Origin of the sequence: Pseudomonas frigoris (assembly GCF_047758635.1) — a bacterium.
In the GTDB taxonomy this organism is placed as follows: Bacteria; Pseudomonadota; Gammaproteobacteria; order Pseudomonadales; family Pseudomonadaceae; genus Aquipseudomonas; species Aquipseudomonas frigoris.
This window is the reverse complement of record NZ_CP180479.1, coordinates 4601298-4618546: the sequence shown is the minus strand read 5'-3', so window position 1 is coordinate 4618546 and position 17249 is coordinate 4601298. Positions and strand designations below refer to the sequence as shown.

Here is a 17249-nt window from a genome sequence, read left to right as displayed (position 1 = left end):
AGGCACGTAGCTCAGTTGGTTAGAGCACCACCTTGACATGGTGGGGGTCGTTGGTTCGAGTCCAATCGCGCCTACCAAACAAAATCCGCTCTGCTGGGCGGTCTAGAAGGGCTCACCGAAAGGTGGGCCCTTTTTTGTTGGGCGGCGTTTGGAAAAACGTTGGAAACAATTTGGAAAAACGAACCACCTCAAATCGGCTTTCACCTTCATGTAAACCATTCGAGGGAGTGGGGAGCTTTGCAGCTGGAATGACTGACAACAAAAAGCCCGCGCATGGCGGGCTCTCTGTATGGGGTCAAATCCTTTTGTCTGCTCAATCTGCGCTGCGTTCTGTGAGTGCTTCGTGAAAAGGATGTCGCTGGAACGAAAAAACCCGGCACTTGGCCAGGCTCTCTGTAGATGGGGCCAAATCCTTTTGGCTGGTTGCATTGTGCAGGGTGGGTGTGACGAAGGCGTGACAGGGCGGATACGAAAAGCCCGACTCTGGGCCGAACTCGATAATGGATGCCTATATTGATACCGCCAAGGTATTACGCCTCACAAGCAGTTGGATCTTCATAGACTTCGCACCACGCAGCCTTCATTAGCGGCTTGCACTCCGCGTCAAGCTTCCCCCTCAGCTTGGCAGTGCTAGCCGGGGTCATCGGCCCTGGCATCTCCTCGCCTATGTCCACCATTTTTTGCGCTACGGCCTTCTGGACTTCGCTGTATCTGACCACTGAATCATTGAGCGGCCTCACTGTCATATCGCTGACCTTTGCATTCAGGACGTTCAAATGAAGCGTGCAGTAATAATGTTCATGGCCATTTCGGGCTCTCTCCTGTTGGGAGGCTGCGGGCCTCACTGGGACGACGGAGAAAGGTACGGTCGAGATCGTGATCGAGGTCATGATTACCGTCGTGGATACGACCGAGGTTATGACGATGATCGAGGGTATGACCGCAGATATGATCGTCGTGACAATGATCAGGGGTATGAACGCAATCACGGTCGTGATCGTGATCGTGATCGTGATCGTGACGATAGAGACGACTGAATGCGCTGGCCATCGGCTAGCGAGAGACGGCGGTGACAGGCTCCCCTCGGGCCGGTCAATGATCACCCGGTTTGCCGATTAGCTTCAGCGGCACGGATTGCCAGTGATTCAGGCGTAAGATAGCGGTGCTACCTCATCAAAAGGAGCCGCATATGATCGCCGACCAAATGAACAAGCAGGTATCGGTGGACAGAGCTGTTTGGGATCAATACTTCTGCGCTGCGTTGATTGCGGAAAGCAATTTGACGGCACCGGTCGTAGGAGGGGCTACTCATGAAGACAGGCAGAACCTGTTGATTGAAAGGGCCAAAGCTCTCGCCGACAAGATGATGGAAAACAGAAAATAACCAGAGCCCAGCCATCGCGCTGGGCTCTTCACATCTGGATCTCGGCATCGGTGCAGCGCTACTAAGTCAGGCAATCAAGTCTACTTTGCCGCTAGCGAGGCGATAGACGCCCCCCACAATCTTCAACGTGCCCTTGCTGAGCGCATCAGTGAGCAGTGGTGAGGCATGTTTAAGGCGGTTAACCGAATCTTTGACATTCTGCGCTGTAGCGTTGTCGATAAGGTTTCCGGGGGATGTTGAACACTTTCTCGATGGGGGGTTTAAGTGCGTCAGTCAATTTTGGGATGTGGCCAGGAAGGCCCACAGCGCAAGACGATGCTGGTGCTGCAACAGGTGATCATGATGGGTGAGTTGGCGGTCAATCGCGTGCGGGATAACCACAATCCCGGGTAGTCGCCAGGCACTGTAACGAGGGGATTGCCCCCTCGTTACAAATGTTGCATGAAGAGCATGAATCACTACTGGCGTGGTTCATCTCAACAACGTCGGACCTGCGTGGCAGGTCCAACCAACTAAAACCAATCTTACCTGGCGTTCAACTTCTTCAGTTCTTCATAAGTCGCCGACTGTACAAACCAGAAGCCGGAGACGATGCACCACGTCAGGGTGCCGGTAATGAAAACGCCAGCCCCGGACCAGAAGCCCTGAACGAAGATCATGACCACTGCGGCGATCCAGATAACGGCCAGTGCGACGTACAGAACTACGTTGTTTACGCCAATTACGAACTCTTTCACGTCTATTCCCTTTTGAATGTTTATCCTCTGGCTCCTTACGCAAGGGCCAGTGGGCGGCATGATAGGGAGATAGGTGGCTGTTCGCCAGTCATGTCGCGGCCAGCAGGCAGATTTCCAGATTTTGGACTACTACTGACAAGCCCATTTCCTTACCCCTGTCAGGAGCGTTCCTATGCTGTCTCACTGGTTTCTTGCGGCGATCCACCTCTTGGCTGTTGCCTTGGGCCTCTGGGCGGTGCTCACCCGAGGGACGGCGTTAAGCCGCCTGGCCGTCGGTACGGCGCAGGTTCGCAGTGTGCTGGTTGCCGATAACGTATGGGGCATCTGTGCGGGTATTTTGCTGGTCACAGGTTTGATGCGGGCCTTCGGTGGGTACGAAAAAGGCACCGACTATTACCTTCATCAGCCGTTGTTCCATCTGAAGATGACGCTGTTCGTGATCATTCTGCTGCTTGAAGTGGCACCAATGATCACCTTGATCAAGTGGCGGATCGCCTTGGGCAGGGGCGCTTCGATTGACCAGGGCCGAGCCAGGCTGTTTGCACGCATCAGCCATATCGAAGCGCTGTTGTTGATGTTGGTGGTGATTGCGGCCACCGGCATGGCGCGCGGTGTGACCTTCGGCTAATAACGGCGTGATTCGTCGGGGTTAAAGCGAATAATCTGACAGCCACGGCGTGGCCGAAGCCGGTAGCATCGGCTTCACGTAATGGGGGAGGAGGCGAGTGCTCAGCAAAATGCCGAGCATGAATCTTTAGCCAGCCATTGCGCTGTAACGAACGGGCTGGCTACTGACTGCAACAGGATTCAGGGAGTCTGCGGTTTGTCTGGAGCGGTGAGGCCAGCCTGAATGCGCTGATAGATTTCTTCGCGATGAACCGCAACGTCTTTCGGGGCATTGATGCCAATTCTGACTTGCTGGCCGCTAACGCCCAGAATGGTGATCGTAATGTCATCACCAATATTTATGCTTTCACCGACTTTGCGGGTGAGTATCAGCATGGTCTTCTCCTTGATTGCTTTGTAGGGCACCTGATTCGGACAGTGCAGAGGTCGGTGGTATGTATAGATTAGTGCGAAGTCTCACGGTTTGGGTGCCTCTTTCTGACGCGCAGATGCTGCATTAATTCCCAAGGCGTAACTATACAGAGGCCGCAACCATCATTCTCGTTGTTTTGAGCCCATTTTGCGGCACTCGGGAAGTAATCATGGATGCTAAAATCGCCGCTTTAAGCATTCTGAGGGACGCGTTGTGCGCAAAATGGTCTTGGTAATCGCGGTACTGGCGCTGGCGGGATGCGGTGAGGGCAAGAGTGTTGAGGCGCAAAAGCCGCAACCGGCAGCTGCGACTACAGCCTCTGTGTTATCCGCACCACAATGGGATCTCGAAGTTCGAGGCGAAACGCCTCAGGCGGTCAGCGATTTGAGCGGCTGGTTGATTGAGCACAGTTTCGTTTCCAATATCGTCAAGGAAAATGGAAAAACCCGGATTCTGCTCGGGCCATTCAGTTCGAAAGCCGAGGCCGAGGCCAAACAGACAGAAGTGCGCGCGGCGCTCACCCGGGCGAAAAAACAGAACATCGAATTGTTGGTTGTCGACCATCCAGTGACCCAGTAACGGTCTTTTTCAGGGAGCTTTCGACGGAACGCCTTAAAGGGGATCCACATTGACTCGTTTCTAGATGTAGTCACTGTCGATTCCCAGTAGGAGTTCCCCCATGGCCTCCGCCACCCCTTACAAAATATTCGACGCAGTCCTGCGGCGCAAAAAGGCGCTGAGTCCTCATTTGATGCGCGTCACTCTGGCCGGTCCGATGGTTACCGAAATGGCGACCTGGGCACCGGATCAGCGCGTGAAGCTATTCTTTCCGGCTGTGGACGGTTCGTCTGCCAAGCTCTCTCATGGCGATGGCTGGTACGCACGTTACCGCGCGATGCCGGTTGCCCAGCGCCCGGCGATGCGTACTTACACCATCCGGCATTTGCGTGCCGAGCAAGGCGAAGTGGACATCGACTTCGTGTTGCATGGCGAAACCGGCCCTGCATCCCGTTGGGCAATCCATGCAGCAGCGGGTGAGTCGATCCAGATCGTCGCACCTGATCGCCAGTTTTCGGCGCAAGACGCGGGAGGTTTCGAGTGGCAGCCGCCTCAACAGCTCAAGCAACTGTTACTGGTCGCCGATGCCACGGCTTTACCCGCGGAGCTCGGCATTCTGGATGAGCTGGCAGCGCTTGCCGTACCACCGATAACCCATGCGTTTTTTGAAGTAGACAGTGTGGACGATGCTTTGCCGGTTCCTGACTGGCCCGGGCTTTCGGTGGAGTGGCTGATTCGAGATCGCGCCACCGCGACCGGAGTGGGTTCGCTGATGGTCGACGCGGTCTGTCGGGCCATTCTGCCGTCATCTGCTAAAGCATTCGAAACGGTGGAACTGGCGGAAGTCGATGTCGACGAAGACATGCTCTGGGAAACGTCCGAGGCTGCCCGTGGTGGCTTCTACGGCTGGATCGCCGGGGAAACGGTTGCGGTGATGAGTCTGCGCAAATACTTGATCAAGGAATGCGGCATTGCCAAGGAGTCACTCAACCTGATGGGCTACTGGCGTTGCAACAAAGCGGGCGGGTAGAAACGAACAAAGGCCTCGGGTGTTAAACCCGAGGCCTTTGTGTTTTCAGCGAGCGCTTAACCGCAGGCTTTCATGTCGACCGGGCCGACAAACACGTTGCCGCGGCCCATGACGCACGCCACGCTCTGGTTACGCTGACGTTCCCAAGCCTCTACCGGATAGGTTTTGTTCCAGGCTTCGTAGAGCTGTCGATCCTGTTTCGACAGGCGCAGACCGTACTGCTTGCTCATGTAGAAATATGTTCGGGCGATCATGCCGCGTATGGATGGGCGGGGCATGACCTTCTTCGCCTTGAAGTCGACCTGGGTCAGGCACGAGCCATATTGGCCCGACTGCACCGGCAACCAGCCGAAACTGAAGTTGCTGCGATCGCCATTCACTTCACCAATGCTCGGCACCAGGTTGTGCAGATCGGCTTCGGCCTTCTGGTAGGTTGGATCGTAACGCGTGCAGTTCTTGCGCCCACCTTCTTGCCAGCACTGACGCTGATGGCCGATCTGCCAGGCCGGAACAATGTGCTCCCACTCGATGAGGGAAGCACGCTTGGCGTTTTTGCGCGGTACATAACCGCAGGCTGTGAGGTTGACCTTGTTGCCGGTGTATTTGCACCCGCAATAGAACTCTGTGGATTGCGGTGCGTAGAGCCTCCAGGCAACTTTCTTGGCTTCGTTGAAAGTGCGTGGGGCACCAGCCTGGGCGCCGAGGGTGATGAACAAAAACAGCAAAGCAAACCAGCGGACACTCATCGACTCAATCTTCCTTCGGCACAACCCAAAAAATCTGCACCCCGCCATCGTCGCGATAGGCGAGGGTGACGTTGTCGTTCTCGTCGATTTCTTCGAGCAATTGTTCCCACTCATCCACAGGTTCGTCCGGTAGACGGAAGATCAAGGCAGCTTTGGCTTTTTGGGCGGTGGGGGAATTGATGATTTTTTGAACGCGCATACCCATGCGTTCATAGGAGTCAGGAGAGGCAGAGGTGGTGGCCACGGAATTATCCTTATTAAGCTGTACGTGCATACAGTATTTAACTGTGAGCATTTTCGCAACTGCTTAAAATTCAAGAAAATCCTCTGACAGCAATTTTTCCGTTTGGTGTAGGACGAAGGGAAAATTTTATCGAAATATCGGAAGGGGGTGTGAGCCACTCGCCTGGGTTGGCGAGTGGTGAAAGCAGTGCCCGACCGGAACCGGTCGGGCGAGGGCGAATCAGTATTCCCAGAACATCCGTTGCAGCTCTTTGCTGTCGTTGGTCTTGGTCAGTGCGACCATGGCCAGGATGCGAGCCTTTTGCGGGTTCAGGTCATGCGCCACAACCCAGTCGTACTTGTCGTCTGGCTGTTCGGCGTTACGCAGTACGAAACCGCCGGCGTTGACGTGGGACGAACGAATGATTTGCACGCCGTCCTTGCGCAGGGCTTGCAGCGATGGGACTACGCGGGACGCGACTGAGCCATTGCCGGTACCGGCGTGAATGATGGCTTTGGCGCCAGACTGAGCCAACGCTTTGTAAGCGGTATCGCTGACATTGCCGTAGGAATAGGCGATTTCTACGTCAGGCAGGCTCTTGATGGTTTTGATGTCGAATTCTGAGTCCATGGTGTGACGCTTGGCCGGCAGACGGAACCAGTAGGATTTACCTTCAACCACCATGCCGAGTGGACCCCAGGCACTTTTAAACGCCTCGGTCTTGATGTTGATCATTTTGCTGACGTCGCGACCCGACTGGATCTCATCGTTCATGGTCACCAGTACACCTTTGCCGCGTGCCTCTTTGCTGCTGGCCACGGCCACTGCGTTGTACAGGTTCAGCATGCCATCGGCCGACATCGCGGTGCCTGGGCGCATGGAGCCGACAACGATGATTGGCTTGTCGGTTTTTTCCACCAGGTTCAGGAAGTAGGCGGTTTCTTCCAGGGTGTCGGTGCCGTGGGTGATAACGATGCCGTCGACGTCCTTGCTGTCGGCCAGCTCAGCCACTCGACGACCCAGTTGCAGCAGGTTGTCGTTGGTGATGCTTTCGGACGCGATCTGCATGACCTGTTCGCCACGAACGTTAGCCAGCTGGCTGAGTTCCGGAACCCCCGCGATCAATTGTTCGATGCCGACTTTTGCCGCTTGATAGGTAGCGCTGTTAGCGGCGCTGGCGCCCGCGCCGGCAATGGTGCCGCCGGTGGCCAGGATCACCACGTTCGCCAGTTTCTGTTGGGTTTCGACTTCTTTTGCCTGAAGGGCAGTAGGCAGGAGCAGCAGGAGGGCTAAAGCGCCCGGAACGAAGGTCTTGAAAGCAGATGTCATTATTTTTCTCTCTAGGAGTGAGACGGTGCTGATGCAGGTTCATCTAGATGCGCCCCAGGCGGATCTGAACGCTTGGGGTAAATGAGATGAGCAGGATCTGTACCAGTCCTACTTTGAATGAGGAAAACTTTTAACTTGATGATTTGTATCAGTATTTATTTGATTGGCCAGAATGGTTGCACAGTCTGTTGTCCGGGTTTCCGAACGCGTTGAGCGTTTGTGTTCGGCTCTCCGAAAAGTACTACGACCTCTATAGAGCAAATCGCCTTGCCAGATTGAGAATTAGTGCTAAAGAAACCCGTGCTTCGGTCGATGCTCCTTTAAAGGATCTTTTTACTCAGGAGTTCATATGTCGTTATCCATTGGTATCCCAAACGCCGCAGGCGTCACCATCGGCGGTAAGTCCGCCACTACGATTCAAGCGTTGAGCGATCAGACGGCCGATGCCGCGAATCAAGCGTTGGGTGCGAAGGAAAGCGACAGCAAGCAAGTCAGAACCGGCGCTGTGGGCCTGGGTAAAAGTGAGGAGGCGTCGAAAGAAACGGATGGCGCCGACAACGCCTCGGTGGCGGAAAAGGTTTTGCTCCAGCGACTGAAAGAACTGCAAGAGCAACTGCGTCAGCAACAGCAGCAATTGGCGGCGGCCCAATCGGCGTCTTACCCGACGCCAGAAGCCAAGGCCACCGTGGTGATGGCGATTCAGGGGCAAATGGCCGATACCACTGCCGCAATACTGGAAACGGCCAACAGCCTTTACAAGGAAATGGCCAAAGGCTCCAGCACCGGATCGGTGGTCAACACGACGGCATGACATGAATGCCGGCATTTGCGGTTTCCCCCGCAAAACGGCTTTTCTGCTCGTTGACAAATGTCGGCAGGGTTCGCATAGTTCGGTCTACGCAAACGTTTGCGCGGTGCTCCCGGTGGTTATCCATCAGTGAGCGCAATGAAGCCTACGCCAGCGCAAGCGTTGCTCAGAATAATCATAAGATCGGAGTGAACCCATGAAGCTGCCATTCGCTGGACGTCTTCTCGTTGTCGCTATGCTGGCTGCCGCATCCATCGCGTTACCTGTCTCTTCGGCCTTCGCCGAGACTCCTGAAAAACCCAAAGTCGCGCTTGTCATGAAATCCCTGGCCAATGAATTCTTCCTGACCATGGAAGACGGCGCCAAGGCCTATCAGAAAGACCACTCCGGCGATTTCGAGCTGATCTCCAACGGCATCAAAGACGAAACCGACACGGCTGGCCAGACACGCATCGTCGAGCAAATGATTCTGGCCAAGGTCAATGCGCTGGTCATCGCGCCGGCTGACTCCAAGGCCATGGTTCCAGTGATCAAGAAAGCCATCGATGCCGGTATCACCGTGATCAACATCGACAACCAACTGGACCCGGCGGTGGTCAAAAGCAAAAACATCACCGTACCGTTCGTAGGCCCGGATAACCGCAAAGGCGCGCGTCTGGTGGGCGAGTACCTGGCCAAGCAACTGAAGGCCGGGGACGAAGTCGGCATCATCGAAGGCGTTTCAACCACCACCAACGCACAGCAAAGAACCGCAGGCTTCAAGGATGCAATGGAAGCGGCGCAGATCAAGGTCGTCTCTTTGCAGTCCGGTGACTGGGAAATCGACAAAGGCAACAAGGTTGCTGCCTCGATCCTCAGCGAATACCCGCAAGTCAAAGCCCTACTGGCCGGCAACGACAGCATGGCCGTCGGCGCAGTATCCGCCGTGCGTGCAGCGGGCAAGGCCGGCAAGGTGCAAGTGGTCGGTTACGACAACATCAATGCCATCAAGCCAATGCTCAAGGATGGCCGCGTTCTGGCTACCGCTGACCAGTTTGCAGCCAGGCAAGCCGTGTTCGGCATCGAGACTGCGCTGAAGATCATCAAGGGTGAGAAAGTCGACAGCGGCGCCAATGGCGTGATCGAAACTCCGGTAGAGCTGGTCACCAAGTAGTCCTTCTGGCGACACAACGGTGCTCGCCCGTCGGGGCGAGCGCATGGAGAGTTTTTATGTCAGTTTCTGCCCCGAACGCTGTCCTCTCGGTCAGCGGTATCGGTAAGACCTACGCCCAACCGGTCCTGACCGGCATCGATCTGACGCTGATGCGCGGTGAAGTGCTGGCGCTGACCGGCGAAAACGGCGCCGGAAAAAGCACGCTGTCGAAGATCATCGGCGGACTGGTCGCACCGACCACCGGCCACATGCAATTCCAGGGGCAGGATTACCGCCCCACAAGCCGCACTCAGGCCGAAGACCTCGGCATCCGCATGGTGATGCAAGAGCTCAATCTGTTGCCGACCCTGTCGGTGGCGGAAAACATGTTCCTCGACAACCTGCCCAGCAAGGGCGGCTGGATCAGTCGTAGGCAATTGCGCAAGGCAGCGATCGAAGCCATGGCCCAGGTCGGCCTCGACGCGATTGACCCGGATACGCTGGTGGGCGAATTGGGCATCGGTCACCAGCAAATGGTGGAGATCGCCCGCAACCTGATCGGCGATTGCCACGTGCTGATCCTCGACGAACCGACCGCGATGTTGACGAACCGTGAAGTCGAGATGCTGTTCGAGCAGATCACTCGTCTGCAAGCTCGCGGCGTGTCGATCATCTATATCTCGCACCGTCTCGAAGAACTGGCGCGGGTCGCCCAGCGTATTGCGGTACTGCGCGATGGCAACCTGGTTTGCGTCGAGCCGATGGCCAATTACAACAGTGAGCAACTGGTGACGCTGATGGTCGGCCGTGAACTCGGCGAACATATGGACATGGGCCCGCGCAAGATCGGCGCTCCAGCCTTGACGGTCAAAGGGCTGACCCGTTCCGACAAGGTTCGCGACGTGTCCTTCGAAGTACGCGCCGGCGAGATCTACGGGATTTCCGGTTTGATCGGGGCAGGGCGCACCGAGTTGCTGCGGCTGATTTTCGGTGCTGACATCGCAGACAGCGGCACTGTTGCGCTCGGTTCGCCAGCACAAGTCGTCAGTATCCGCTCGCCGGCTGACGCGGTCGGTCATGGCATCGCCCTGATCACTGAAGACCGCAAAGGCGAAGGCCTGCTGCTGACTCAATCGATCAGCGCGAATATTGCCTTGGGCAACATGCCGGTGATTTCCAGCGGTGGCTTCGTCAACAATGGTGACGAGATGGCGCTGGCCCAGCGTCAGATCGACGCCATGCGCATCCGCAGCTCCAGCCCGACGCAACTTGTGTCGGAACTGTCCGGTGGTAACCAGCAGAAAGTCGTGATCGGCCGGTGGCTTGAGCGTGATTGCTCGGTGATGCTGTTCGACGAGCCAACGCGTGGCATCGACGTCGGCGCCAAGTTTGACATTTATGCCTTGCTCGGTGAGCTGACCCGTCAAGGCAAAGCGCTCGTAGTGGTGTCCAGCGACCTGCGTGAACTGATGTTGATCTGCGACCGCATCGGCGTGCTCTCGGCGGGACGTCTGATCGACACCTTTGAGCGTGACAGCTGGACCCAGGATGATTTGCTTGCCGCCGCGTTCGCCGGCTACCAAAAACGTGATGCGTTGCTCAATGAAGCAGCGCCTAGGGATCTCGCATGAATACTGCAGTGACTGCCGGCAAACGTAGTGGCAACTTCTACGGCCTCGGTACCTATCTGGGTCTGGCCGGTGCCTTGCTGGCAATGGTCGCGCTGTTCTCGGTTCTGAGCAGCCATTTCCTGTCCTATGACACCTTCAGCACCCTGGCCAACCAGATTCCGGACTTGATGGTGCTGGCGGTCGGCATGACGTTCGTGTTGATCATCGGCGGCATCGACCTGTCGGTGGGGTCGGTGCTCGCACTCGCAGCGTCAACGGTCAGTGTGGCGATTCTCGGTTGGGGCTGGAGCGTGCTGCCTGCGGCGCTGCTCGGAATGGCGGCGGCAGCACTGGCTGGGACCATTACGGGTTCGATCACTGTGGCGTGGCGCATTCCGTCGTTCATCGTGTCCCTTGGCGTGCTGGAAATGGCCCGCGGTGTGGCCTATCAGATGACCGGATCGCGCACGGCCTACATCGGTGATGCCTTCGCCTGGTTGTCCAACCCGATCGCCTTCGGCATCTCGCCGTCGTTCATCATTGCCTTGCTGATCATCTTCATTGCCCAGGCAGTGCTGACGCGTACCGTCTTCGGTCGTTACCTGATCGGCATCGGCACCAACGAAGAGGCGGTGCGTCTTGCAGGGATCAATCCGAAGCCCTACAAGATTCTGGTATTCAGTCTGATGGGGCTGCTGGCCGGTATTGCTGCGCTGTTCCAGATTTCTCGCCTGGAAGCGGCGGATCCGAATGCCGGCTCCGGGCTGGAGTTGCAAGTGATCGCCGCGGTCGTGATCGGCGGCACCAGCCTGATGGGTGGCCGCGGTTCGGTCATCAGTACGTTCTTCGGGGTTCTGATCATTTCCGTATTGGCGGCCGGGCTGGCGCAGATCGGCGCGACTGAACCCACCAAACGCATCATCACCGGCGCGGTGATCGTGGTGGCGGTGGTGCTTGATACTTATCGCAGTCAGCGCGCAAGCCGGCGGACCTGAGTCATGGCAACGATCAAGGATGTGGCAGCGCTCGCGGGAATTTCCTACACCACGGTTTCCCACGTAGTGAACAAGACCCGGCCGGTGAGCGAAGAGGTGCGGGTCAAGGTTGAGGCAGCGATCAAAACTCTCGACTACGTGCCCAGTGCCGTGGCCCGGTCTCTCAAAGCCAAAACCACGGCGACCATCGGTCTGCTGGTGCCCAACAGCCTCAACCCGTACTTCGCCGAACTGGCGCGCGGCATCGAGGATTACTGCGAGCGTAATGGCTACTGCGTGATTCTCTGTAACTCCGATGACAACCCGGACAAGCAACGCAGCTACCTGCGCGTACTGCTGGAAAAGCGCATCGACGGGCTGATCGTCGCTTCGGCTGGCGGTGACGCGGGGCTGGCAGAAGGCCTGGCAGGCGTGCGTACGCCGATGGTGATCGTCGACCGTGGACTGGAAGGTGTGAATGCCGATCTCGTGCGGATCGATCATGAATACGGCGCCTATCTGGCGACCCGCCACCTTCTGGAATTGGGGCACCGGGACATCGCCACCATTGGCGGCCCTGCGAGTACCAGCGTGGCGCAGATGCGTCTGGCCGGTTATTGCCGTGCCCTGAAAGAGGCGGGAGTCGAAGTATCCCGCGAGCGCATGCTGGAAAGTGATTTCACCAGCACTGGCGGCTACAACGCCGCCGCGATACTGCTGGAAAAGACCCCACCGAGCGCGATCTTCGCCGGTAACGACATGATTGGCATCGGTGTGCTGCGAGCGGCGGCCGAGCGCAACATTCGTGTACCGACAGAGCTGTCGGTGATCGGCTTCGACGATATTCAGATGAGCCGCTATGTGTACCCGGCGCTGACCACCGTGGGGCAGTCGATCCTGCAACTCGGCGAGATGGCGGCCGAAGTGCTTTTAAGAAGAATTGCCACACCGGATATGGCCACCGATCAACGGATCGTGACGCCCAGTATTGTCCTGCGGGAGTCGACTGCGCCGCTGGCCGGCGTGTTCGCCCAGTTCCGTTGAAATAGAAAGCCGCTAAATCAAAAGCACCGCTGAAACAGAATTGATGAGTAGCAATGTATGCCAGCAAAAGTAGTGGTTATAGGCAGCCTGAACATGGACCTGGTCACCCGGGCGCCACGGCTGCCCCGTGGCGGTGAAACGCTGATTGGCGAGTCGTTTGCCACGGTTTCCGGTGGCAAGGGCGCGAACCAGGCGGTCGCCGCGGCGAGGTTGGGGGCGCAGGTGTCGATGGTCGGATGCGTGGGCAGCGATGCCTACGGCAACGAACTGCGCGGGGCGCTGTTGGCCGAGCAGATCGATTGCCAGGCGGTCAGCACCGTCGACGATTCCAGCGGCGTAGCGTTGATCGTGGTCGATGACAACAGCCAGAACGCAATCGTGATCGTTGCCGGTGCCAACGGTGCGTTGACTCCAGAGGTGATTGATCGTTTCGACGCCGTATTGCGGGCGGCGGACGTGATTATCTGTCAGCTGGAAGTCCCGGATGCCACTGTCGGTCATGCGCTCAAGCGCGGCCGTGAATTGGGTAAGACTGTGATCCTCAATCCTGCGCCGGCCAGTCGCCCGCTGCCGGCGGACTGGTACGCGTCCATCGATTACCTGATACCCAATGAAAGCGAGGCCTCGGCGCTGAGTGGTTTGCCAGTGGATTCTCTGGCCTCTGCCGAAACCGCTGCGTCCCGGTTGATCGCCATGGGGGCCGGCAAAGTCATCATCACCCTCGGTGCTCAAGGTTCGCTGTTTGCCAACGGCAAAGGCTTCGAGCATTTCCCTGCGCCGAAGGTGAAGGCTGTCGATACCACGGCGGCTGGCGACACCTTCGTCGGTGGTTTTGCCGCCGCGCTGGCGGCCGGCAAAAACGAAGCCGACGCGATCCGTTTCGGCCAGGTCGCCGCGGCGCTGTCGGTGACCCGTGCTGGCGCGCAACCCTCGATTCCCACCTTGTCCGACGTACAGGCCTTTAAAGCACCATGAAAAAGACACCTTTGCTCAACGTCGCGCTGTCGCGGCTGATCGCGTCTCTGGGCCATGGCGACATCGTGGTAATCGGCGATGCCGGTTTGCCGGTGCCACCAGGCGTTGAACTGATCGACCTGGCCCTGACCCAGGGTATCCCGGATTTCGTCAGTACGTTGAAGGTTGTGCTCAGCGAAATGCAGGTCGAGAGCCATGTATTGGCCCAGGAGATCCTGGACAAAAAGCCTTCGGCGTTGGCGACGCTCGATGAGCTGAATGCCGAAGGTGCGCTGGGTCAGCGTGAGCTGCTCAGCCATGACCAATTCAAAGTCCTCAGCCAACAGGCACGGGCGATTGTTCGCACAGGCGAATGTCAGCCGTATTGCAACATCGTGCTGGTGGCGGGGGTAACGTTCTAACTCGCTGTTGTCTTTCTGCTGTCCCACGCACAAGGAGTGCGCTATGCACCGCTATGCTCAGAAACTGCACCATTTGCTTCGGAGTCTGCTGCTTTTGTCCCTGATTACCGCAACAAGCGCCCAGGCGGCGGAAAAGATCGACCTGATCATCGACACCGACCCGGGTGCCGATGACGTGGTTGCCTTGCTGTTTGCCCTCGCATCGCCGCAAGAGCTGAACATTCGTGCGCTGACCACCGTCGCCGGCAATGTGCGTCTGGACAAGACGTCGCGTAATGCGCGGCTGGCCCGCGAGTGGGCAGGACGCGAGGAGGTGCCGGTCTACGCGGGCGCTCCGAAGCCGCTGATGCGCACGCCGATCTATGCCGAGAACATCCATGGTAAGGAAGGACTGTCGGGTGTCACCGTACATGAGCCGAAAAAAGGCCTGGCCCAAGGCAATGCGGTCAACTACCTGATCGACACCTTGAAAGCCGCCAAGTCCCATAGCATTACCATCGCCATGCTCGGTCCACAGACCAACCTGGCCCTGGCGCTGATCCAGGAACCTGAGATCGTTCAGGGCATCAAGGAGGTGGTGATCATGGGCGGAGCACACTTCAATGGCGGCAACATCACCCCGGTGGCCGAGTTCAACCTGTTCGCCGACCCGCAGGCTGCGGAAGTGGTATTGAAAAGCGGCGTGAAGCTGACCTACCTGCCGCTGGACGTGACCCACAAGATCCTCACCAGTGAAGCGCGCCTGAAGCAGATCGCAGCGATCAACAACAATGCCAGCAAGCTGGTGGGGGATATTCTCAATGAATACGTCAAAGGCGACATGGAACACTACGGCATTCCGGGTGGCCCGGTGCATGACGCTACTGTCATCGCCTATCTGCTCAAGCCTGAGTTGTTCACCGGTCGTTCAGTCAACGTAGTCGTTGATAGCCGCGAAGGCCCGACGTTCGGCCAAACCATCGTCGACTGGTATGACGGCCTGAAAGCGCCGAAGAACGCTTTCTGGGTAGAAAGCGGCGACGCCCAGGGCTTCTTTGACCTGCTGACCGAGCGTCTGGCTCGTCTGAAGTAAGCTTCACACCCGTAGGCGCCAGCGCCTGCGGGTTTCACTCCCTTTCGTTATATTCAGCGCCCTTGTAGTCGGCCGGGTATTTCTCGAATACCTGCGCGATGAAGGATTGCGCCGCTTCAGTCCCCAGCTCCTTGACCAATAGATCGATACCAATGATTGCCAACTCTTCCGGGCTGCCCGGGCTGTAAGAGCTGTGGCCCTGTGGCCACTTGGCTTTGATGTCGGCGTCGATACTTACGGTGGTCATGATGGCGCTCGTGAAGTCGGGAAAGTCTGAGTGTCGAGTTAACCATTTTGCGCGGCTTTTGGCACTCCGACTTAGGCATGAGGGGAGGGCTATGCGACACTTGGTCTTTGATGAATTTTCAAGGACTGTGCTGTGCAGATCGATTTGAACACTCCTGACGGCTTGACCCTTGAGGCGGTGCGTCAGCTGCTGGCCTCTGCCAGCGACGATGAGCACACTCAATTGCGAGTCACCAAGGGCGGCATCGCCTACATTTCGTCAGGCGTTGTGGGCGGCACTGATATCAGCGGGCTGTTGTTTCGTCTGGAGACGTGGGCCAAGGGTTCCGGTTATGTCGGATTGGTCGCGGCCAGTGATGAGGTCTGGGTCATGCAGATTTTCAATGCGCTGAAAGAGAACTGGCCGAATCCGCCGTTCGACTACATTGACGTCTATTGAGCGCTGTTCATATTCAGTCACGATTGAGTGGTAAACGGCAGGACGATGCTCAGGCAAACTCGCCGCGTGTCCGAATAGAGGGCAGGGTGCTAGTACTCCCTGTGAAACCAAACGCCAGATTGGCGGTCGCACGATCTCAGCTTAACTATTGAAAAAAGGAGGCTTCATGCCTTGGAAGCTCGCGTCATTGGGTACTTTGTTGGCCGTTGCCATGCTGGCCGGTTGCAGCACTACCTCCACCGAGTCGACAACAGATCCTGTCACGACGACTGACACGGGTCACAGCCGTTGTGAGGCAAAGGCTGCCGAATTCACCATTGGCAAAAAGGCTTCGCCTGAACTGCTGGAGCAGGCGCGTACTCGCGCAGGCGCGCAGAATGCACGGTTCCTCTTGCCCACCGACATGGTGACCCTGGAGTACCGCTCCGATCGCCTGAACCTGAATACCGATGCCAATCGGGTCGTCACCCGTGTCAACTGCGGCTGATCGCTTCAGGCTTTTGTTTCGCCCATAAAAAACCCCGTCACATGGACGGGGTTTTTTTAGTGCGGCTGAAAATTACTCAGCGCGGACTTGTGCAGCTTGCATACCCTTTTGGCCTTTCTCAGCCACGAAGGAAACGGTCTGGCCTTCTTTCAGGCTTTTGAAACCGTCGCTTTCGATAGCTTTGAAGTGTACGAACAGGTCGTCACCGCCACCTTGAGGAGTGATGAAGCCGAAGCCTTTTTCATCGTTGAACCATTTAACGGTGCCGGTTTGGCGATTAGACATGGTGTATCTCCAAGAAACATATATTTTCAGTAGTGCTGTGCTGCTCAGGCCAACTGGGCACACCGGGGTATCATAGTCGAAATGTTCGCTTTGGGAGCCCCCCGGACGTGCTGTTTGCCCTGCAGTCGCGTTCTGTTTGCTGCTTTGTTTGGCTGCAAGCCCCGTTTTAAAAGGCTTTCAGCCAAAAGTAAAGACAATAAAAAAACCTGTAAAACCTGCATAAATTGTACGAAAAGTCGGTTTTCAAAGGCTTTTTACTGTCGTTGCAGGCGCAAAAAGCGCTCTGTCGGGCTTATTTTTTGGCCTTGTTATCGGCTTTGCACGCGCTAATTTGCGTCAGTGCTTTTTGTTTCAGGGCATCATTGGCGGTGTTGTCCATCAGGGACTGGATGTCTTTGGCAGGGTACGATTTGATGGCATCGGCGCCGCAAGCGCAGTGAGCCTTCGCTGCTGCAGCACCGATCTGCGGAGTGGCCGCTTCTGTGCACTGAGCCATGTATTTCTCGCGTTCGCCCTTCGGCCAATCGGCATGGGCGGCCAGTGGCAGCAGCAAAACGATGGGGGCGACTACTGCGAATAAACGTTTCAGATGCATGCTGGGATGCTCCTTGTGGGTCAATGTCTTGTTATCTGAGGGGTAAAGCAGGGTTCTAGTTCAGCACTCTGGCATAAAATTGCCCGATTTGCCCCAAGACAAAGCCTCGGTGCATCGACGACCGTTCATCTGTGC

Annotated in this window: 23 protein-coding genes, 1 tRNA gene and 2 pseudogenes; 17 read left to right on the top strand and 9 right to left on the bottom strand. The window is 57.0% G+C overall.

Features of this window, described 5'->3' with window-relative positions:
- The 3 genes from ACMXYH_RS21200 (at nucleotide 1) to ACMXYH_RS21190 (ending at nucleotide 1384) form a co-directional block, all read left to right on the top strand.
- Nucleotides 1-77 (top strand) — tRNA-Val (locus tag ACMXYH_RS21200).
- Between the two features lie 699 nt (nucleotides 78-776).
- The gene (locus tag ACMXYH_RS21195; protein ID WP_415764823.1) at nucleotides 777-1037 is read left to right on the top strand and encodes a hypothetical protein; all 261 of its coding nucleotides are present in this window, start codon (nucleotides 777-779) and stop codon (nucleotides 1035-1037) included.
- Between the two features lie 152 nt (nucleotides 1038-1189).
- Nucleotides 1190-1384: a hypothetical protein gene (locus tag ACMXYH_RS21190; protein ID WP_129443068.1), complete on the top strand. Its 195-nt coding sequence runs from the start codon at nucleotides 1190-1192 to the stop codon at nucleotides 1382-1384.
- Between the two features lie 66 nt (nucleotides 1385-1450).
- On the opposite strand, the pseudogene ACMXYH_RS21185 reads toward ACMXYH_RS21190, so the two are convergent.
- Nucleotides 1451-1679: pseudogene (locus ACMXYH_RS21185) on the bottom strand (carbonic anhydrase); the annotation flags it as partial.
- Here ACMXYH_RS21185 and ACMXYH_RS21180 point away from each other — a divergent pair.
- Nucleotides 1679-1777 (top strand): annotated as a pseudogene (locus tag ACMXYH_RS21180) (DUF6124 family protein); the annotation flags it as partial. The pseudogenes ACMXYH_RS21185 and ACMXYH_RS21180 overlap by 1 nt on opposite strands.
- Nucleotides 1778-1908: 131 nt before the next feature.
- Here the strand turns inward: ACMXYH_RS21180 and ACMXYH_RS21175 are convergent.
- Nucleotides 1909-2121: a hypothetical protein gene (locus tag ACMXYH_RS21175; RefSeq protein WP_415764822.1), complete on the bottom strand. Its 213-nt coding sequence runs from the start codon at nucleotides 2119-2121 to the stop codon at nucleotides 1909-1911.
- Nucleotides 2122-2293: 172 nt separating this feature from the next.
- Here ACMXYH_RS21175 and ACMXYH_RS21170 point away from each other — a divergent pair, with 172 nt between their 5' ends.
- Nucleotides 2294-2749, top strand: a complete 456-nt coding sequence (locus ACMXYH_RS21170; protein WP_415764821.1) for a DUF2214 family protein — start codon at nucleotides 2294-2296, stop codon at nucleotides 2747-2749.
- A gap of 179 nt (nucleotides 2750-2928) precedes the next feature.
- Here the strand turns inward: ACMXYH_RS21170 and csrA are convergent, their stop codons facing one another.
- Entirely contained in the window at nucleotides 2929-3123 is a 195-nt protein-coding gene (csrA, locus tag ACMXYH_RS21165) for a carbon storage regulator CsrA (protein WP_007938114.1), read from the bottom strand.
- 250 nt (nucleotides 3124-3373) lie between these two features.
- Here csrA and ACMXYH_RS21160 point away from each other — a divergent pair, with 250 nt between their 5' ends.
- Nucleotides 3374-3739 carry an SPOR domain-containing protein gene (locus ACMXYH_RS21160; RefSeq protein ID WP_415764820.1) on the top strand — a complete coding sequence of 122 codons (366 nt, stop codon included), beginning with the start codon at nucleotides 3374-3376 and terminating at the stop codon, nucleotides 3737-3739.
- 100 nt (nucleotides 3740-3839) lie between these two features.
- Nucleotides 3840-4748 (top strand): siderophore-interacting protein, encoded by a 909-nt coding sequence (locus ACMXYH_RS21155; protein ID WP_415764819.1) that lies wholly within the window; start codon nucleotides 3840-3842, stop codon nucleotides 4746-4748.
- A 56-nt stretch (nucleotides 4749-4804) separates the two neighbouring features.
- On the opposite strand, the gene ACMXYH_RS21150 is transcribed toward ACMXYH_RS21155, so the two are convergent.
- From ACMXYH_RS21150 to ACMXYH_RS21140, 3 genes are all read right to left on the bottom strand, one after another.
- The gene (locus tag ACMXYH_RS21150; RefSeq protein WP_415764818.1) at nucleotides 4805-5494 is read right to left on the bottom strand and encodes an endonuclease; all 690 of its coding nucleotides are present in this window, start codon (nucleotides 5492-5494) and stop codon (nucleotides 4805-4807) included.
- Between the two features lie 4 nt (nucleotides 5495-5498).
- Nucleotides 5499-5789 carry a DUF1654 domain-containing protein gene (locus ACMXYH_RS21145; protein ID WP_095128572.1) on the bottom strand — a complete coding sequence of 97 codons (291 nt, stop codon included), beginning with the start codon at nucleotides 5787-5789 and terminating at the stop codon, nucleotides 5499-5501.
- A 168-nt stretch (nucleotides 5790-5957) separates the two neighbouring features.
- On the bottom strand, nucleotides 5958-7046 hold the full coding sequence (locus ACMXYH_RS21140) for an asparaginase (RefSeq protein ID WP_129443080.1): 1089 nt from the start codon (nucleotides 7044-7046) through the stop codon (nucleotides 5958-5960).
- A gap of 349 nt (nucleotides 7047-7395) precedes the next feature.
- Between ACMXYH_RS21140 and ACMXYH_RS21135 the strand changes: the two genes are divergently transcribed.
- The 8 genes from ACMXYH_RS21135 to ACMXYH_RS21100 all read left to right on the top strand — a co-directional run bounded on the left by ACMXYH_RS21135 (nucleotide 7396) and on the right by ACMXYH_RS21100 (nucleotide 15062).
- Nucleotides 7396-7857, top strand: a complete 462-nt coding sequence (locus tag ACMXYH_RS21135) for a hypothetical protein (protein WP_415764817.1) — start codon at nucleotides 7396-7398, stop codon at nucleotides 7855-7857.
- 193 nt (nucleotides 7858-8050) lie between these two features.
- On the top strand, nucleotides 8051-9007 hold the full coding sequence (locus tag ACMXYH_RS21130; RefSeq protein WP_134423094.1) for a sugar ABC transporter substrate-binding protein: 957 nt from the start codon (nucleotides 8051-8053) through the stop codon (nucleotides 9005-9007).
- A 56-nt stretch (nucleotides 9008-9063) separates the two neighbouring features.
- Nucleotides 9064-10617, top strand: coding sequence for a sugar ABC transporter ATP-binding protein (locus tag ACMXYH_RS21125; RefSeq protein WP_415764816.1), 1554 nt, complete (start codon nucleotides 9064-9066; stop codon nucleotides 10615-10617).
- A complete protein-coding gene (locus tag ACMXYH_RS21120) occupies nucleotides 10614-11591 on the top strand; it encodes an ABC transporter permease (RefSeq protein WP_008145645.1) in 978 nt (325 codons plus the stop codon). Before ACMXYH_RS21125 ends, ACMXYH_RS21120 begins: the two co-directional genes overlap by 4 nt.
- 3 nt (nucleotides 11592-11594) lie before the next feature.
- Entirely contained in the window at nucleotides 11595-12614 is a 1020-nt protein-coding gene (locus tag ACMXYH_RS21115) for a LacI family DNA-binding transcriptional regulator (RefSeq protein ID WP_129443088.1), read from the top strand.
- Between the two features lie 57 nt (nucleotides 12615-12671).
- Nucleotides 12672-13589, top strand: a complete 918-nt coding sequence (gene rbsK, locus ACMXYH_RS21110; RefSeq protein WP_415764815.1) for a ribokinase — start codon at nucleotides 12672-12674, stop codon at nucleotides 13587-13589.
- Nucleotides 13586-13990 (top strand): D-ribose pyranase, encoded by a 405-nt coding sequence (rbsD, locus tag ACMXYH_RS21105; RefSeq protein ID WP_129443092.1) that lies wholly within the window; start codon nucleotides 13586-13588, stop codon nucleotides 13988-13990. Before rbsK ends, rbsD begins: the two co-directional genes overlap by 4 nt.
- A 43-nt stretch (nucleotides 13991-14033) precedes the next feature.
- Entirely contained in the window at nucleotides 14034-15062 is a 1029-nt protein-coding gene (locus ACMXYH_RS21100; RefSeq protein ID WP_415764814.1) for a nucleoside hydrolase, read from the top strand.
- Nucleotides 15063-15096: 34 nt separating this feature from the next.
- On the opposite strand, the gene ACMXYH_RS21095 is transcribed toward ACMXYH_RS21100, so the two are convergent.
- Nucleotides 15097-15309: a hypothetical protein gene (locus ACMXYH_RS21095; protein ID WP_033061806.1), complete on the bottom strand. Its 213-nt coding sequence runs from the start codon at nucleotides 15307-15309 to the stop codon at nucleotides 15097-15099.
- Between the two features lie 132 nt (nucleotides 15310-15441).
- Between ACMXYH_RS21095 and ACMXYH_RS21090 the strand changes: the two genes are divergently transcribed.
- Complete coding sequence (locus ACMXYH_RS21090; protein WP_008145652.1) at nucleotides 15442-15747, top strand: hypothetical protein; 306 nt, start codon at nucleotides 15442-15444, stop codon at nucleotides 15745-15747.
- A 166-nt stretch (nucleotides 15748-15913) separates the two neighbouring features.
- On the top strand, nucleotides 15914-16234 hold the full coding sequence (locus ACMXYH_RS21085; protein ID WP_033061805.1) for an I78 family peptidase inhibitor: 321 nt from the start codon (nucleotides 15914-15916) through the stop codon (nucleotides 16232-16234).
- A 72-nt stretch (nucleotides 16235-16306) separates the two neighbouring features.
- Here ACMXYH_RS21085 and ACMXYH_RS21080 read toward each other — a convergent pair whose 3' ends face one another.
- On the bottom strand, nucleotides 16307-16519 hold the full coding sequence (locus ACMXYH_RS21080) for a cold-shock protein (RefSeq protein ID WP_007905882.1): 213 nt from the start codon (nucleotides 16517-16519) through the stop codon (nucleotides 16307-16309).
- A gap of 292 nt (nucleotides 16520-16811) precedes the next feature.
- The gene (locus ACMXYH_RS21075; protein ID WP_129443097.1) at nucleotides 16812-17114 is read right to left on the bottom strand and encodes a hypothetical protein; all 303 of its coding nucleotides are present in this window, start codon (nucleotides 17112-17114) and stop codon (nucleotides 16812-16814) included.
- Nucleotides 17115-17249 lie beyond the last annotated feature (135 nt).

What these genes read in the sequence shown, in the direction of transcription:
- ACMXYH_RS21195 (WP_415764823.1), top strand. Translation starts at nt 777, where the DNA reads ATGAAGCGTGCAGTAATAATGTTCATGGCCATTTCGGGCTCTCTCCTG.
- ACMXYH_RS21190 (WP_129443068.1), top strand. Translation starts at nt 1,190, where the DNA reads ATGATCGCCGACCAAATGAACAAGCAGGTATCGGTGGACAGAGCTGTT.
- ACMXYH_RS21170 (WP_415764821.1), top strand. Translation starts at nt 2,294, where the DNA reads ATGCTGTCTCACTGGTTTCTTGCGGCGATCCACCTCTTGGCTGTTGCC.
- csrA (WP_007938114.1), bottom strand. Translation starts at nt 3,123, where the DNA reads ATGCTGATACTCACCCGCAAAGTCGGTGAAAGCATAAATATTGGTGAT.
- ACMXYH_RS21155 (WP_415764819.1), top strand. Translation starts at nt 3,840, where the DNA reads ATGGCCTCCGCCACCCCTTACAAAATATTCGACGCAGTCCTGCGGCGC.
- ACMXYH_RS21150 (WP_415764818.1), bottom strand. Translation starts at nt 5,494, where the DNA reads ATGAGTGTCCGCTGGTTTGCTTTGCTGTTTTTGTTCATCACCCTCGGC.
- ACMXYH_RS21145 (WP_095128572.1), bottom strand. Translation starts at nt 5,789, where the DNA reads ATGCTCACAGTTAAATACTGTATGCACGTACAGCTTAATAAGGATAAT.
- ACMXYH_RS21140 (WP_129443080.1), bottom strand. Translation starts at nt 7,046, where the DNA reads ATGACATCTGCTTTCAAGACCTTCGTTCCGGGCGCTTTAGCCCTCCTG.
- ACMXYH_RS21135 (WP_415764817.1), top strand. Translation starts at nt 7,396, where the DNA reads ATGTCGTTATCCATTGGTATCCCAAACGCCGCAGGCGTCACCATCGGC.
- ACMXYH_RS21130 (WP_134423094.1), top strand. Translation starts at nt 8,051, where the DNA reads ATGAAGCTGCCATTCGCTGGACGTCTTCTCGTTGTCGCTATGCTGGCT.
- ACMXYH_RS21125 (WP_415764816.1), top strand. Translation starts at nt 9,064, where the DNA reads ATGTCAGTTTCTGCCCCGAACGCTGTCCTCTCGGTCAGCGGTATCGGT.
- ACMXYH_RS21120 (WP_008145645.1), top strand. Translation starts at nt 10,614, where the DNA reads ATGAATACTGCAGTGACTGCCGGCAAACGTAGTGGCAACTTCTACGGC.
- ACMXYH_RS21115 (WP_129443088.1), top strand. Translation starts at nt 11,595, where the DNA reads ATGGCAACGATCAAGGATGTGGCAGCGCTCGCGGGAATTTCCTACACC.
- rbsK (WP_415764815.1), top strand. Translation starts at nt 12,672, where the DNA reads ATGCCAGCAAAAGTAGTGGTTATAGGCAGCCTGAACATGGACCTGGTC.
- rbsD (WP_129443092.1), top strand. Translation starts at nt 13,586, where the DNA reads ATGAAAAAGACACCTTTGCTCAACGTCGCGCTGTCGCGGCTGATCGCG.
- ACMXYH_RS21100 (WP_415764814.1), top strand. Translation starts at nt 14,034, where the DNA reads ATGCACCGCTATGCTCAGAAACTGCACCATTTGCTTCGGAGTCTGCTG.
- ACMXYH_RS21095 (WP_033061806.1), bottom strand. Translation starts at nt 15,309, where the DNA reads ATGACCACCGTAAGTATCGACGCCGACATCAAAGCCAAGTGGCCACAG.
- ACMXYH_RS21085 (WP_033061805.1), top strand. Translation starts at nt 15,914, where the DNA reads ATGCCTTGGAAGCTCGCGTCATTGGGTACTTTGTTGGCCGTTGCCATG.
- ACMXYH_RS21080 (WP_007905882.1), bottom strand. Translation starts at nt 16,519, where the DNA reads ATGTCTAATCGCCAAACCGGCACCGTTAAATGGTTCAACGATGAAAAA.
- ACMXYH_RS21075 (WP_129443097.1), bottom strand. Translation starts at nt 17,114, where the DNA reads ATGCATCTGAAACGTTTATTCGCAGTAGTCGCCCCCATCGTTTTGCTG.